Origin of the sequence: Leisingera sp. ANG-DT (assembly GCF_000813785.1) — a bacterium.
GTDB lineage: Bacteria > Pseudomonadota > Alphaproteobacteria > Rhodobacterales > Rhodobacteraceae > Leisingera.
Genome location: NZ_JWLE01000003.1, coordinates 15,504 through 29,278 on the forward strand (window position 1 = coordinate 15,504; position 13,775 = coordinate 29,278).

A 13,775-nucleotide genomic window follows, 5' to 3' on the forward strand; every position below is an offset into this window, starting at 1 on the left:
GCCGGTCTTGACCCGGAACAGGCGGAAACGGCCTGAACAGAGCCTGATCCGCCGCGCCTCCGGCTAGACTTTTATCCTCCGTGCCTCCGGCTAGACCTTTATTCTCCGTGCCTCCGGCACGAGCGCATTGATCTGGGCGATATGCTCCGGCAGGCAGCGGGTCAGGAAATCATACTTTTCCACCACATGGGCGCGGGCGGCGGGGCCGATATGGGCGTAGGCGCCAGGATTGGCCAGCACGTCTGCCACCTGGTCCGCCAGCGCCTCAGGGCTGAAGAAATCGACCAGCAGCCCAGTTTCGCCATGGGTGATCGCCTCGCGCACCGGGGCGACATCCGCCGCCACCACGGTGGCCTGCATCGCCATCGATTCCAGGAGCGACCAGCTGAGCACGAAGGGCATCGTCAGATAGATGTGGCAGCGGCTGATCTGGATGATCCGGGTGAGGTCGTCATACGGCACCTTGCCGAGGAAATGCACCCGGCTCCAGTCGACGCTATCGCCCAGTTCCTCCTCCATCTCGCCGCGCAACCCGCCGGGGTGCTTGCTTTCGGCGCCATAAGAGGTCTCGTTGCCGCCGATCATCAGGATGCGCGCATTCGGGCGCTGCGCCTGGATCCGGGGCAGGGCGCGCATCATGATGTGGAAGCCGCGGGCGCGCTCCATGTTGCGGGCAATGTAAGTGACCACCTCATCATCGCGGGTGAGGGGTTTGTCCAGCCGCCCGAGGCTGACCGAGGCCGCCGGATCGGGGCCCAGCCGGTCGGTGCGGATGCCGTCATGGCAGAGATACATGCGGTCATGGAAGCTGGCCGGAAAACGGTCGCGCTGCCAGATGGTGGGCACATGGCCCAGGTCCACCTGCTCAATGCTGGCGTAAGGCACGGAGTTGCGCGCCTCGGCGAAGAAATAGGCCTGGTCGTTGGCCGGGTTTTCCGGGTCGAACCCGACCAGCCCGCCGGTTGTCTGGTAGAAATACTCGAAGAAGCCGATCACCGGCACATCGGGGTAGGGGTCCTTGATGAACATCAGCTCGCCCCAGCCGGTGTGGCCGATGATGATGTCGGGGGTGAAGCCCGCATCCCGCAGCTGCCGCGCCGCCAGCGCCGCGCCAAGGCCCGCGCCGGCCGCCGCCTCCCAGTCCTTGGAGAGGCCGAAGGCGTCTTTTTCCGGGGTGCGGAAGGGCTTGTAGACCACGGTTTTGATGCCCGGGAGCTGCACGCCCCCGCGCTGGGTCAGAAAGACGATTTCATGGCCGCCCTGGGCGGCCAGCCAGGGGGCCAGCTCGCGGTACTGGCCGGGCATGTTCTGATGCACAAACAGGATTTTCATGGGCTTATGCTTGCCGGGGCGGCGGCGGGGATGCAAGCGCGGGAGGCGGGCGCGGGCAGGGATCTGCCGCGGCTGTTGCCCTGCCGCCAGCGCGGGGCTAGGAGTGGCAAAGGCATGAATGCGATGACGTGAGGACGGAATGCAGGTTGAGGAAACGGGGCTGCCGGGGCTGAAGGTGCTGACACCGGCCCGGTTCGGCGATGCGCGCGGGTTTTTCAGCGAAAGCTGGAACCGGCGGCGGATGCAGGAGGCTGGGATCGATCTGGATTTCGTGCAGGACAATCATTCGCTGTCGCGCGAGCCCGGCACGTTGCGGGGCCTGCATTTCCAGGCGCCGCCCGCGGCCCAGGACAAGCTGGTGCGCTGCGGCCGCGGCGCGCTGTTTGACGTGGCGGTGGACATCCGCAAGGGCTCGCCGTCTTACGGGGAATGGTTCGGCATCGAGCTGAGCGCGGAAAACGGCAAACAGCTCTTGGTGCCCAAGGGCTTCCTGCACGGCTTCATCACCCGGGTGCCCGATACCGAGGTGATCTATAAATGCACCGATTACTACGCGCCCGACTGCGACGGCGCGGTGGCCTGGGACAGCTGCGGCATTGATTGGGAATTCGAAGGCACCCCGGTGCTGTCCGAGAAAGACGCCGCAGCGCCGGCGCTTGCGGATTTCGCCAGCCCCTTTGTCTGGGAAGGATAAGAGATGAAACTGCGCGCAACCGGAGGTGCGGCATGAAACTACTGGTGACCGGCGGCGCCGGCTTTATCGGGTCCGCCGTGGTGCGGCTGGCCATCGCCCGCGGCCATCAGGTGGTGAACCTCGATGCGCTGACCTATGCCGCCTGCCTGGAGAATGTGGCGGAGGCGGCGCAGAGCCCGGACTATGCCTTTGAGCAATGCGACATCCGCGACCGCGCCGCATTGGACCACGTGTTTGAGACCCATAAACCCGACGCGGTGATGCATCTGGCGGCCGAGAGCCATGTGGACCGCTCGATCGACGGGCCGGGCGATTTCATCGAGACCAATATCACCGGCACCTTCAACATGCTGGAAGCAGCCCGGAAGTATTGGATCCAGGCGGGCAAGCCGGAGGGTTTCCGCTTCCACCATATTTCAACGGATGAGGTCTACGGCAGCCTGCCCGCGGATCCGTCGGTGCAGTTCACCGAAGAGACATCTTACGATCCGCGCTCGCCCTATTCGGCCAGCAAGGCCGCCAGCGACCATCTGGTCCGGGCCTGGGCGGAGACCTACGGGCTGCCGGTGGTGCTGACCAACTGCTCCAACAACTACGGGCCATACCATTTCCCGGAAAAGCTGATCCCGGTGGTGATCCTGAATGCGCTGGCGGGCAATCCGCTGCCGATCTACGGCGACGGCTCCAACGTGCGCGACTGGCTCTATGTCGAAGACCACGCCGATGCGCTGCTCCTGGTGGTGCAAAAGGGCGCCTTGGGACGGTCCTACAATATCGGCGGCGAGAATGAGCGGTCGAACCTGGAGCTGGTCCATACGCTGTGTGACATCCTGGATCAGAAGCGCCCGCGCGCAGACGGCAAGTCCTACAAGGACCAGATCACCTTTGTCAGTGACCGCCCGGGCCATGATGCGCGCTATGCCATTGATCCCACCCGCATCCGCGAAGAGCTGGGCTGGCGGCCTTCGGTGACGGTGGAGGAAGGGCTGGAGAAAACCGTGCAGTGGTATCTCGACAACGAGGCCTGGTGGCGCGCCCTGCAGGACCGCGACGGCGTCGGCCAGCGGCTGGGAACGGGGAAGTGAGCGCGGCCGGGCCGGCGCCTTCCTCTGTTCCGGAAAAGGACTGAAGCATGACCATCCTTATTTTCGGCAAGACCGGCCAGCTGGCGCAGGAACTGGCAGCCTATGACGGCGTCACCTGCCTGGGCCGGGATCAGGCGGATCTGTCTGATCCGGCGGCCTGTGCAGCGGCGATCCGGCAGGCGCAGCCGCAGGCGGTGATCAATGCCGCCGCCTACACCGCCGTGGACAAGGCGGAAGAAGAAGAAGCGCTGGCAACCGTGATCAACGGCGGCGCCCCCGGCGCGATGGCGGCGGCCTGCGCGGACATGGGCATTCCCTTTGTCACCGTTTCCACCGACTACGTCTTTGACGGCAGCGGGGATGCGCCCTGGCAGACGGGGGATGCCACCGCGCCTTTGAATGCCTATGGCCGCTCCAAGCTCAAGGGCGAGGAGATGGTGCGCGCGGCGGGCGGACCTTATGCGGTGCTGCGCACCTCCTGGGTGGTCTCGGCCCACGGCAATAACTTCGTCAAGACCATGCTGCGTCTGGGCAAGGAGCGCGAGCGGCTGACCATCGTCGCCGACCAGATTGGCGCGCCGACGCCGGCACGGGATATTGCCGCGGCCTGCCTTGCGATGGCGCGGCAGCTGACGGCGGATCCGGGCAAATCCGGCACCTATCATTTTGCGGGCCAGCCGCAGACCAGCTGGGCCGGGTTCGCGCGCGAGATCTTTGCCCGTGCGAGGGTAGATTGCGGCGTGGAGGACATCCCCACCACTGCCTATCCCACGCCGGCGGCGCGGCCCCTGAACTCACGGCTTGATTGCGCCGCATTAGACACTGTTTTTGGCATCCCGCAGCCGGACTGGCGGCGGGGGCTGGATGATATTCTGAAGGATTTGGGAGAGCTCTCATGACAGCACGCAAAGGCATTATCCTGGCAGGCGGCTCCGGCACCCGGCTCTATCCGATCACCATGGCGGTCTCCAAGCAGCTCTTGCCGCTCTATGACAAGCCGATGATCTACTATCCGCTGTCGGTGCTGATGCTGGCGGGCATCCGCGAGATTTGCGTCATCACCACGCCGCAGGACCAGGAGCAGTTCATCCGCCTCTTGGGCGACGGCAGCCAGTGGGGAGTTGAGCTCACTTACGTGGTGCAGCCCTCGCCCGACGGGCTGGCGCAGGCCTTTATCCTGGCAGAAGACTTCCTGGCGGGCGCGCCCTCGGCGCTGGTCTTGGGCGACAACATCTTCTTTGGCCATGGCCTGCCGAAACTCCTGGCCGCCGCAGACGGTCAGGCCGCGGGCGGCACCGTCTTCGGCTATCACGTGGCCGATCCGGAGCGTTACGGCGTGGTGGCCTTTGACGGGGACGGCAAGGCGCGCGAGATCATCGAGAAGCCCCCCGTTCCGCCCTCGAACTATGCGGTGACGGGCTTGTATTTCCTGGATGGAACCGCGCCGGAGCGGGCGCGTCAGGTCAAGCCCAGCCCCCGCGGCGAGCTGGAGATCACCGATCTCTTGCAAAGCTACCTGAATGAAGGGGATTTGCGGGTCGAAACCATGGGCCGCGGCTATGCCTGGCTGGACACCGGCACCCATGGCTCGCTGCTGGATGCGGGCAATTTCGTGCGCACCCTGCAGGAGCGCCAGGGCCTGCAGACCGGCTGCCCGGAAGAGATCGCCTATGAGCAGGGCTGGATTGATGACGCCCAGTTGAAGGCACGGGCGGAGAAATTCGCCAAGAACGCCTATGGCGCCTATCTGGAAGGGCTGCTGAAGTAGCGGGCCTGCCTTTCAGGCCGGCGCCGGGTCAAGGGAGGCGTCAGCCTCCGCGCATCTGCGCGGCTTGCCCTTGAGGCGGCGCTGGCCGCCGGTCCCATGAACAAGGCGTCTTCAGGTGCAGGCCGCACCTGAAGCGCTTCTCAGCAAGAAAACAGCGCCGCGCCAGCGGCGCCGGGCCCAAGGCTTCTGCCGCGGCATCTTTGATGCCGCGGGCAAGGCGCGGGAGTTTCCCCTCAGCGGCAGTTTACTCGATCACGCCGGCGCGGCTGAAGACGCCGAAGAAGTTGCCGAAGATGTTGGAGACGGTCAGCACGTCGTTGACCGGCGATTCGGTGGCCATCACCAGGTCGCCCGGGTTGATCTGGAACTGGCGCGCCGAAAACAGCCCGTCGGCGGAGGTGAGGTCGAGCGAGAACACCACCCGCTGCTGGCGCGGCCCGCGCACGCCGGGCGCAATGGCGGATGCCGGGTATTCGCGCAGGATCAGCAGGCCCTTGGGATCGGCCTTGCCGTCCTGAAAGCCGCCTGCCACGGACATCGCGTCCATCGCCGACATCTCATCCTTGGAGAAGATGTGCAGGTCTTCTTCGCCGGTGGCGCCGAAGGAGAGGAAATAGCGCTCGTCCTCCTCGACAAACACCCGGTCGCCGCCGCGCAGGAGCGTATCCAGGCGCGGGTTGTTCAGCAGGGTGTCGACCGAGGTGCCATAGATGCTCTGGCCGCGCACCAGCCGGATCTGCGGGTTGTTGAGGGTGGCGCTGATGCCGCCGCCCGCGGAGATCAGCCCCATCACCGTATAGTTGCGGTCGGGCATCGGATAGGTGCCGGGCTGGGCAACGCCGGAGACCAGGTCAACCGAGTTGCCGCGCCCCTCGGCCATCGCCAGCTGCACCTGGGCGGACGGAACAACAGGCTCCAGCGCCTCCTGAAGCTTGCGGCGCGCCAGGTCCGGGGTCAGCCCGTTCACGTTCACATCGCCCACATAGGGCATGAAGATGGTGCCGTTGGCGGCGACCTTCATGTCCTGCAGCTGCACCATCTTCTCTTCAAGCGAGGTGAGCAGCGAATTGTCGTTGCTGTCCCAGATGCTGAGGGTCAGCAGGTCGCCGGGCTGGATGATCTGGGTGCGGGCGCCCTGGCGGGCGTGCAGCCAGGAGAGCCGTTCCTGCTTGCCGGTGGGCGGCCAGGCCGCCACCGTCGGCAGCAGCGCCCGGTTCACCTTGTAGAGCGCGAAATTGGCATCCGCCTCGCCTGATTCCTTCAGAATCTCCTCGCTGGCGGGGGCGCCGCCGGGCAGGCGGGAACAGGCCGCGGGCAGAAGGCAAAGGCTGGCAGCGGCCAGCCAGGGAAGTAGTTTCAGCATCGGGAGCCTGCCCTTGAAGCGCTCGGGGCGCCCCCTGACCCATGTCTTGCCAATGTCTGGCCCATGCCCGGGGGAACCGCTTTGATTTTTGTCCGGGCAAAGGATACTGGGCTGGGCGAGAGGGTTCAACAGGAACGGGCAGCAGCGATGGCGAAACACGCCGTATTGGTTCTGGGCGCAACAGGGCGCATCGGGCGGCTGCTGCAGCTGTGCCTGCCCGAAGGCCTGGATCTGCAGCTGCAGGCGCGCCGGATCCCGGCCGGGCGCAGCACCGGTGACTGGCACATCTTTGATCCGCTGGCAGAGCCGGCGGCGCTGGCGCGCGCCGCAGCAGGCGCGGAAACGATTCTCTGCCTGGCGGGGCCAGTACCCGGACGCGGAGCAGGGGAGATAGCGGACCATATCCATCTGGGCGAAGCGGCGGTGCAGGCCGGCGCCGCTGCGGGCGCCCGGGTGCTCTTGGCTTCCTCAGCGGCGGTTTACGGCGCGGGCTCCGGCCTGCTGGCTGAGGACGCAGCCCTCCAGCCCGCCAATCCTTACGGCGCAGCCAAGGCAGAGATGGAGGCGCGCGCCTCGGCGCTGGGGGCGAAACTGGCGGTGCCGGTCTGTTCCCTGCGGATCGGCAATATTGCGGGCTTTGATGCGGCCTTGGGCGGCTGGCGCCCGGGGTTCACCCTGGACCGGTTCGCCGATGGCGCCACCCCGCGGCGCAGCTACATCGGGGTGCGCTGCCTGGCGCAGGTGCTGGGCGCGCTGCTGAGAGCGCCGGATCTGCCGCCGGTGCTGAATGTCGCGCAGCCCGGAGCAGTGGAGATGGGCGCGCTCTTGCAGGCGGCGGGGCGTGAGTTTGCCACCCGCCCGGCGCCGCCCGCGGCAATCCCGGAGGTGGCGCTGGATGCGGCCCGCCTGCAGGCGCTGCTGCCCGCCCCGCTGCCTGCAGCGGATGCGGGCGCCATGGCGGCAGAATGGGCCGCATTAGAGCCTGATATGGCGGATGACTAACCTGATGGAAGACACGATATGACCTGGCGCAAACGGCTGTTCGACCTGTTCTTTGCCAGCCTGCTGATCGCGGTGCTGGGCCCCGTCCTGCTGCTCTTGATGGGCTGGCTGCTGTGGAAGGAGGGGCGGCCGCTGTTCTATGCGGGGGAGCGGATGAAGGGGGTGGACCAGCCCTTCCGCCTCTGGAAGCTCAGGACGATGACGGTGGTGGACACCGACACCGGGGTGTCTGGCGGCGACAAATCGGCCCGCATCACCCGCACCGGCGCCTGGCTGCGCGGCAAGCGGCTGGATGAGTTTCCGCAGCTGTGGAACATCCTCAAGGGCGACATTTCCTTTGTCGGGCCGCGCCCGCCGCTCAGGCAGTATGTGGAGGCGGACCCTGCGCTTTACGCAGAGGTGCTGAAATCGCGTCCCGGGGTCACCGGGCTCGCCTCGATCACCTATCACAAGCATGAGGCGGCGCTGCTGGCGCGCTGCAAAAGCGCCGAAGAAACCCATGCGGTCTATTCCCGCCTCTGCGTGCCGATGAAGGCGCGGCTGGATCTGATCTACCAGCGCCATCAAAGCATGTGCTTCGATTTCGACATCGTGTTCCAGACCATTGGCAACATATTCCGCCGGGGGTAGACACAGTTTTAGTGATTCCCGCATAGCCTGCGCCGCCTGGCCGGGGCAAGCTGTCTAGGCGGCGGGCGCTGTCCGGCGGGTTTCCGCCGTCGGCCGTTTTGCGGAACAGGGGAAGTCGGCTATGATAGAAACTGTGTTTTATGGGCCGCGCACCGGATTTCAGCGCATCTGGGCCGTGTTTGATTTACTTTTTTCTGCTATCCGGCAGCAGGGCGCTTCCGGAACAGGCAAACGGATATAGAGCAGGGCAGGAATGCAGGCATTCAAGGGCAAACAGGCATGTACAATCTGATCAGCGCGCTGTCGCGCAGGCAGAAATCCTACGTCTTCCTGGCGGTGGACCTGGCGCTGTTGCCGCTGGCGCTGCTGTTCACCCTTGAGGTGCAGCCGCTGCCGGAGCCGGCGCTGGCCACCCTGGCGCAGCTGTCGCCGCTGCTGCCCTATGTGATGGCCGCCGCCGCGGCGCTGACCCTGTGGCTGGGGCTGCCCTATGTGCAGCTCAACGCCTATGAGCGCCACGCCGCGGCGCAAAGCGCACTGCTGGCTGCCGGCACCGCGCTGGTGCTGGCGGCGCTCACCGCCATCTTCGGGCCGGTGCTGGGCCCCGGCACCCATGTGGTGTTTGCGATCTGCTATTTCCTGTTCATGGTGGTCACCCGCGCCGCGATGCTGCAGCTGGTGCTGGCCGTCTACCGCCGCGCCAAGCCGCGCTGCCGGGTGCTGATCTACGGCGCCGGCAATACCGGCACCCAGCTGGCGCAGGCGCTGAAGGCGCACAGCGGCATCGACCCGGTCGCCTTTGCCGATGACAACTCCTCGCTGCAGGGGCTGACGCTGGTCGGGCTGCCGGTGTTCGCGCCGTCGCGGATTGCCGAGATCGTGCAGGCGCGCCAGATCCGCCGGGTGCTGCTGGCGATGCCCTCGCAGAGCCAGCCGCGCCAGGCGCAGATCACCCAGCGGCTGCAGAAACTGGGGCTGGAGGTGCAGGCGCTGCCCTCCTTTGCCCAGCTGATCGGGGAGGAGGCGCTGGTCGACAAGTTGACCCCGGTGGCGCCGCAGGCCTTCCTGGGCCGGGCCGCGCGCGATGTGCCGCTGCAGGAAGCGGCCGGCTCCTACCAGGGCAAGGCGGTGCTGGTCTCCGGCGCCGGCGGCTCGATCGGCTCGGAACTGTGCCGCCAGGTGCTGGCCTGCCGCCCGTCCAAGCTGGTGCTGTTCGAGCTCAGCGAGCTGGCGCTTTACACCGTGCATCAGGAACTGGGGCCGCTGGCCGAGGAAGCCGGCATCGAGCTGGTGCCGGTCCTTGGCTCGGTCACCGATCCGCGCCAGGTGCGGATGGTTCTGAATGCCCATGAGGTGCAGGTGGTGCTGCATGCGGCCGCCTATAAACATGTGCCGCTGGTCGAAGCCAACCCGCTGCCGGGGCTGGCCAACAACGTATTCGGCACCCAGACCCTGGCCCGCGCCGCGGCGCGCGCAGGCGTCGAGCGCTTCATCCTGATTTCCTCCGACAAGGCGGTGAACCCCACCAATGTGATGGGCGCCTCCAAGCGGATGGCAGAGCTCATTGTGCAGGACCTGGCCACCCGCTTCGGCAGCCGCACCGTGTTCACCATGGTGCGTTTCGGCAATGTGCTGGGCTCCTCCGGCTCGGTGGTGCCGCTGTTCCAGGAGCAGATCAGCCGCGGCGGCCCGGTCACCGTGACCGACCCGAATGTGAAGCGCTTCTTCATGACCATCAGCGAGGCGGTGCAGCTGGTCCTGCAGGCGGGCGATATGGCCAAGGGCGGCGAGGTCTTCGTGCTGGATATGGGCGCGCCGGTGCCGATCCTGCAGCTGGCCCGCCAGGTGATCGAAAGCGCAGGCCACACGGTGCGCGATGCAGAGCATCCCGAGGGCGACATCGCCATCGAGATCATCGGGCTGCGCCCCGGCGAGAAAATGGAAGAAGAGCTGACCCTCAGCGAGGAGCTGATCCACACCCGCCACCAGAAGATCTTCTGCGCCCGCGAAACCGTGCTGTCGGAGATCGAGGTCGCGGGCTTCCTGCGCAGCCTGCGCCAGGCGGTGGCGGCGGGCGACGAGGCGGCGGCGCTGCAGGTGGTGCGGCACTGGGTCGAAGGCTATTGCCAGGCGCCGGCCCCGGAGCGCAAGAGTTCCTGACAACGCGCCGGCCTCTGCGGCCGGGCAGGCGGGCCGGAGTGCGGCCCGGGGGCAGCAATGGCGGCAAAACCGCGGCCCCGGCGCTGCCGGCAATTGATCCGCCGCCCGCCCCATGGTCTAAGCGGGCCACAGACAACAGGCCGGGACCGCGAAGACCGGCGGCAGGCAGTTCCATAAGGCAGGTTTCCCCGTGACCCCGATCAAGACCCTTCTGCACAGCACCGGAGCGTTGGCGCTGCTGTGCCTGGCTGCCGCTCCGGGACAGGCGGAGGTGCCGCAGATCACCCGTGACGATCCGCAGGCGGCCCCGGGCACGGAAGCCGCGGCGCCGCGGCTGAAACCGCTGCCGCCGCCCAGCCTCAACTTCTACGGCAGCCCCGGCCTCATCGACATGCCAAGCGCCGAAATGCTGCCCGACGGCCAGTATGCGGTCACCTATTCCTGGTTCGCGGGCACTTCGCGCTACAACATCACCTTCCAGGCGCTGCCCTGGCTCAGCGCCTCGTTCCGCTACAACGGCATCCAGGACCTGAACCTGTTCGGCTTCAGCACCTATTACGACCGCGGCTTCGATGTGCGCGCCCGGCTCTGGCAAGAGCGCGGCTGGCTGCCCGAGGTCACCATGGGGCTTCAGGATTTTGCCGGCACCGGCATCTATGCCGCAGAGTATTTTGTTGCCACCAAGCGGTTTCAGGCCGCCGCCCTGGGCTGGGGCCGCGGTCCCGGTCGGCTGAAGATCTCGGCGGGCCTGGGCTGGGGGCGGCTCGGCAGCAACGGCGGCATCGGCTCAACCGGCACCCGCCCCGGCTTTGTCGGCGGCAGCACCGGCGGCAAGCTGGCCACCGATCAGTGGTTCCGCGGCCCCGTCGCGCCTTTTGCCGGCTTTGAATGGCAGCCGGATGAGCGCTGGAGCCTGAAAGCGGAATATTCCACTGACGCCTATGTGACCGAAACCCGCAGATCGGATGTGTTCGAGCATAAATCGGCCGCCAACTTCGGGGTGGAATACCAGTATTCCGACCGGGTGCGTCTGGGCGCCTATTACCTCTATGGCTCCGAGATCGGCCTGACCGCGCAGATCCAGCTCAATCCGAAGCATCCGCCCACCCTGATGGCGGTGCCGGCGCCGCACCCTGTCAACCCGCGCAGCCAATGGGCCACCGAAGAGGCGCACTGGAGCCAGGACTGGGCCGCCAGCGAAACCAAGTCCCGCACCGTCCGTGACCGCGCCGCCGAGGCGCTGAAGGCGGACGGGCTGGTGCTGGAGGCGATCACCCTCACCGGCACCAGCGCCGAGCTGCGCTACCGCAACATCCGCTACCGCTCGCAGAGCCAGGCAGCGGGCCGCGCCGCCCGCGCCCTGGCCCAGGCCCTGCCGCCCTCGGTGGAGAGCTTCCGGCTGGTGCCGGTGCGCCGCGGCCTCGGCCTGTCTGTGATCGAGATCCGCCGTTCCGACCTGGAGGCGCTGGAGTTCGACCCGGAAGCCGCGGACGCGCTGTTTGCCGCCGCCGGGGTGCAGGACGCCGGGCCGCTGCCCGCGGATGCGCTGTTCTCCAGCGAGCTGTACCCGGCGTTTGCCAGCTCCATCAGCCCCTATACCGAGCCCGCCTATTTCGATCCTGAAAAGCCGTTCCGGATTGATGCAGGCCTCGATTTTACCGCCTCTTATGCGCCCGCGCCCGGCTGGCGCATTGCCGGCACCATCCGCCAGCGGCTGGCCGGCAATGTGAAGAACGGCCGCGCCTCCAACTCGGTGCTGCCGCATGTGCGCACCGACCAGAGCGAATACGCCCAGTTCGGCACCACCCTGGAAAACCTCTATGTGAGCCGCCTGTGGAAACCGGGCCGCAACCTTTATGCCCGCGCCACCGCCGGCCTGTTTGAGACGATGTACGGCGGCATTTCGGGCGAGGTGCTGTGGAAACCGGTGAACAGCCGCATCGGCTTCGGGCTGGAGGCCAACTATGTGGTGCAGCGCGATTTCGACCAGCGGTTTTCGTTCCGCGATTACCGCACCTTCACCGGCCATGCCTCGGCCTATGCGGAGCTGGGCAAGGGCTATCTGCTGCAGCTGGATGCGGGCCGCTACCTGGCCGGCGACTACGGCGGCACCTTCAGCCTGAACCGGGAGTTCGACAATGGCTTCCTGGTCGGCGCCTTCTTTACCCTGACAAATGTTTCCGCCGAGGATTTCGGCGAGGGCTCCTTTGACAAGGGCTTCCGCTTCCGCATTCCGGTCGACTGGATGCTGGGCAAACCGTCGCGGTCGGGATTCGGCCTGACCATCCGCCCGACCCAGCGCGACGGCGGCCAGCGGGTGGCGGTGCCGGACCGGCTCTACGGTCCGGTGCGCGAGGCCCACCGCAAGAGCCTGGAAGACCAGCGCGCGAGGTTCTGGGAATGAGCATGAGCATGATCCGGATGGCCGCCGCCGCCCTGGCCGCTGCGCTGCTGCTGGCGGGCTGCAGCCAGGGGCCGGAAAAGACCCAGGCCGAGCTGGAAGTTGTGCAGGCGGTGGCAGAGCAGTTCAAACGCCGCCGCAGCCCGCCGCCGCTGCCCAAGCTGACCCGGGCGCTTCTGGACAACGAGACCCTGCCCCATATCGAGCTCACCATCGAGAATCGCGCGGTCACCGCCTACCTGACCCCGGGGCTGCGCCGCCGCGACAGCCATGCCGGCGAAATCGAGGTCTGGCGCAGCCGGGACAATGCCTCCGTTGCGCTGCGCCAGGGCATGCTGATTGCCACCCGCGGCCTGGGCGGCGGGCTGCTGTCGGCGCAGGTGCCGGCCGCAGACGGCAAGGGCGGCCCGGCGCGCGGCGGCGCGCGCCGCTATACCGTGCGCGCCGATGGCAACAGCCAGCGGGTGCTGAACATGGCCTGCAGCCTGCACGACCTCGGCCCGGAACCGGTGGAAATTGTCGAGATCACCCATCCGGCCCGCCACCTGCAGGAGCGCTGCGAAGGCGCCGGCGGGGCGGTGGTCAATGACTACTGGGTTGATTCCCGCCCGGGGCGCATCCGGGTCTGGCAATCGCGGCAATGGGCCGGTCCGGAGATCGGATATATCCGAATCCGCCATCTGCAGCGGTGAGGCTGCGCCGGTTTTCTGCCCTGTTCCCGCGGCATTGCGGCAACGGGCGGAAAAAATCTTCAATGCAAACGGGATTTCAACAGTTTTGCCGCTATTCCATACGTTGAAATAACCATCCGCCTCCCATAAGGTCGCCTCAACGCACCTATCACAGTTCTCCAAAGGAGTTTGAAAATGAAAAATCTTCTGTCCGCTCTGACCCTGGCAGCCCTGGCGTCGGCAACTGCCGTTTCCGCTCAGGAAACCGCTCCGGCACCGACCGGCGGCGAAAACACCGGCCTGCTCGGCACCGGCGTGACCGCTGGCACCGCTGCAGCCGTGGCTGGTGCCCTGCTGGTCGTCGGCATCATTGCCAACGACGACGATTCCGTCAGCACCACCACCACCACCACCACCAACTGATCTGACGGCCTGCCGCCGGCACCGGCGGCGCCGCAATCTTTGGAAAACGGGCCTCAAGCGAGGCCCGTTTTTTTGTCCGCCCCGCAGGCCGCATTCAGTTATTTTTCATAATACGGATTACAGGTGATAGTTGTAGGCGGGAATCGCTTGCCCGGCCGGCGCAGGAAAAAATGCCCTGTCGGCCCGCAAAGAGGCCTGCGCACAAGAGTACGCCCCCGCCGCGGGAGCTCCTGCAGCGAGGGCGTG

General features: G+C 66.7%; 12 protein-coding genes. 10 read left to right on the forward strand and 2 right to left on the reverse strand.

What is annotated here, in order from left to right:
- Window positions 1–90 precede the first annotated feature (90 nt).
- The gene (locus RA21_RS04260; protein WP_039146688.1) at window positions 91–1,332 is read right to left on the reverse strand and encodes a glycosyltransferase family 4 protein; all 1,242 of its coding nucleotides are present in this window, start codon (window positions 1,330–1,332) and stop codon (window positions 91–93) included.
- Between the two features lie 139 nt (window positions 1,333–1,471).
- On the opposite strand from RA21_RS04260, the gene rfbC reads away from it, so the two are divergent.
- The 4 genes from rfbC to rfbA are packed head-to-tail and all read left to right on the forward strand — an operon-like array spanning window position 1,472 to window position 4,879.
- Window positions 1,472–2,026 (forward strand): dTDP-4-dehydrorhamnose 3,5-epimerase, encoded by a 555-nt coding sequence (rfbC, locus tag RA21_RS04265; RefSeq protein ID WP_039146690.1) that lies wholly within the window; start codon window positions 1,472–1,474, stop codon window positions 2,024–2,026.
- 32 nt (window positions 2,027–2,058) lie between these two features.
- Window positions 2,059–3,111, forward strand: a complete 1,053-nt coding sequence (gene rfbB / locus RA21_RS04270; RefSeq protein WP_039146692.1) for a dTDP-glucose 4,6-dehydratase — start codon at window positions 2,059–2,061, stop codon at window positions 3,109–3,111.
- 47 nt (window positions 3,112–3,158) lie between these two features.
- Window positions 3,159–4,010 (forward strand): dTDP-4-dehydrorhamnose reductase, encoded by an 852-nt coding sequence (gene rfbD / locus RA21_RS04275; RefSeq protein ID WP_039146694.1) that lies wholly within the window; start codon window positions 3,159–3,161, stop codon window positions 4,008–4,010.
- Window positions 4,007–4,879, forward strand: coding sequence for a glucose-1-phosphate thymidylyltransferase RfbA (gene rfbA, locus RA21_RS04280; protein ID WP_039146697.1), 873 nt, complete (start codon window positions 4,007–4,009; stop codon window positions 4,877–4,879). Before rfbD ends, rfbA begins: the two co-directional genes overlap by 4 nt.
- Window positions 4,880–5,123: 244 nt before the next feature.
- Here rfbA and RA21_RS04285 read toward each other — a convergent pair whose 3' ends face one another.
- The gene (locus RA21_RS04285; RefSeq protein WP_039146700.1) at window positions 5,124–6,242 is read right to left on the reverse strand and encodes a polysaccharide biosynthesis/export family protein; all 1,119 of its coding nucleotides are present in this window, start codon (window positions 6,240–6,242) and stop codon (window positions 5,124–5,126) included.
- A 147-nt stretch (window positions 6,243–6,389) separates the two neighbouring features.
- On the opposite strand from RA21_RS04285, the gene RA21_RS04290 reads away from it, so the two are divergent.
- The 6 genes from RA21_RS04290 (at window position 6,390) to RA21_RS04315 (ending at window position 13,529) form a co-directional block, all read left to right on the forward strand.
- Entirely contained in the window at window positions 6,390–7,244 is an 855-nt protein-coding gene (locus RA21_RS04290) for an NAD-dependent epimerase/dehydratase family protein (RefSeq protein WP_039146742.1), read from the forward strand.
- Between the two features lie 18 nt (window positions 7,245–7,262).
- A complete protein-coding gene (locus RA21_RS04295) occupies window positions 7,263–7,874 on the forward strand; it encodes a sugar transferase (RefSeq protein ID WP_039146704.1) in 612 nt (203 codons plus the stop codon).
- Window positions 7,875–8,153: 279 nt separating this feature from the next.
- Window positions 8,154–10,034 (forward strand): polysaccharide biosynthesis protein, encoded by a 1,881-nt coding sequence (locus RA21_RS04300; RefSeq protein WP_039146707.1) that lies wholly within the window; start codon window positions 8,154–8,156, stop codon window positions 10,032–10,034.
- 190 nt (window positions 10,035–10,224) lie between these two features.
- Complete coding sequence (locus RA21_RS04305) at window positions 10,225–12,438, forward strand: YjbH domain-containing protein (RefSeq protein ID WP_039146709.1); 2,214 nt, start codon at window positions 10,225–10,227, stop codon at window positions 12,436–12,438.
- Window positions 12,439–12,440: 2 nt separating this feature from the next.
- Complete coding sequence (locus tag RA21_RS04310; protein WP_241477457.1) at window positions 12,441–13,127, forward strand: YjbF family lipoprotein; 687 nt, start codon at window positions 12,441–12,443, stop codon at window positions 13,125–13,127.
- A 174-nt stretch (window positions 13,128–13,301) separates the two neighbouring features.
- Window positions 13,302–13,529 (forward strand): hypothetical protein, encoded by a 228-nt coding sequence (locus RA21_RS04315; protein ID WP_039146712.1) that lies wholly within the window; start codon window positions 13,302–13,304, stop codon window positions 13,527–13,529.
- Window positions 13,530–13,775: the final 246 nt, after the last annotated feature.

Bases quoted from the DNA above. Each gene is read 5' to 3' on its own strand.
- RA21_RS04300 (WP_039146707.1), top strand. From the start codon at position 8,154: ATGTACAATCTGATCAGCGCGCTGTCGCGCAGGCAGAAATCCTACGTC.
- RA21_RS04290 (WP_039146742.1), top strand. From the start codon at position 6,390: ATGGCGAAACACGCCGTATTGGTTCTGGGCGCAACAGGGCGCATCGGG.
- RA21_RS04295 (WP_039146704.1), top strand. From the start codon at position 7,263: ATGACCTGGCGCAAACGGCTGTTCGACCTGTTCTTTGCCAGCCTGCTG.
- rfbD (WP_039146694.1), top strand. From the start codon at position 3,159: ATGACCATCCTTATTTTCGGCAAGACCGGCCAGCTGGCGCAGGAACTG.
- RA21_RS04260 (WP_039146688.1), bottom strand. From the start codon at position 1,332: ATGAAAATCCTGTTTGTGCATCAGAACATGCCCGGCCAGTACCGCGAG.
- rfbA (WP_039146697.1), top strand. From the start codon at position 4,007: ATGACAGCACGCAAAGGCATTATCCTGGCAGGCGGCTCCGGCACCCGG.
- rfbB (WP_039146692.1), top strand. From the start codon at position 2,059: ATGAAACTACTGGTGACCGGCGGCGCCGGCTTTATCGGGTCCGCCGTG.
- RA21_RS04315 (WP_039146712.1), top strand. From the start codon at position 13,302: ATGAAAAATCTTCTGTCCGCTCTGACCCTGGCAGCCCTGGCGTCGGCA.
- RA21_RS04285 (WP_039146700.1), bottom strand. From the start codon at position 6,242: ATGCTGAAACTACTTCCCTGGCTGGCCGCTGCCAGCCTTTGCCTTCTG.
- rfbC (WP_039146690.1), top strand. From the start codon at position 1,472: ATGCAGGTTGAGGAAACGGGGCTGCCGGGGCTGAAGGTGCTGACACCG.
- RA21_RS04310 (WP_241477457.1), top strand. From the start codon at position 12,441: ATGAGCATGATCCGGATGGCCGCCGCCGCCCTGGCCGCTGCGCTGCTG.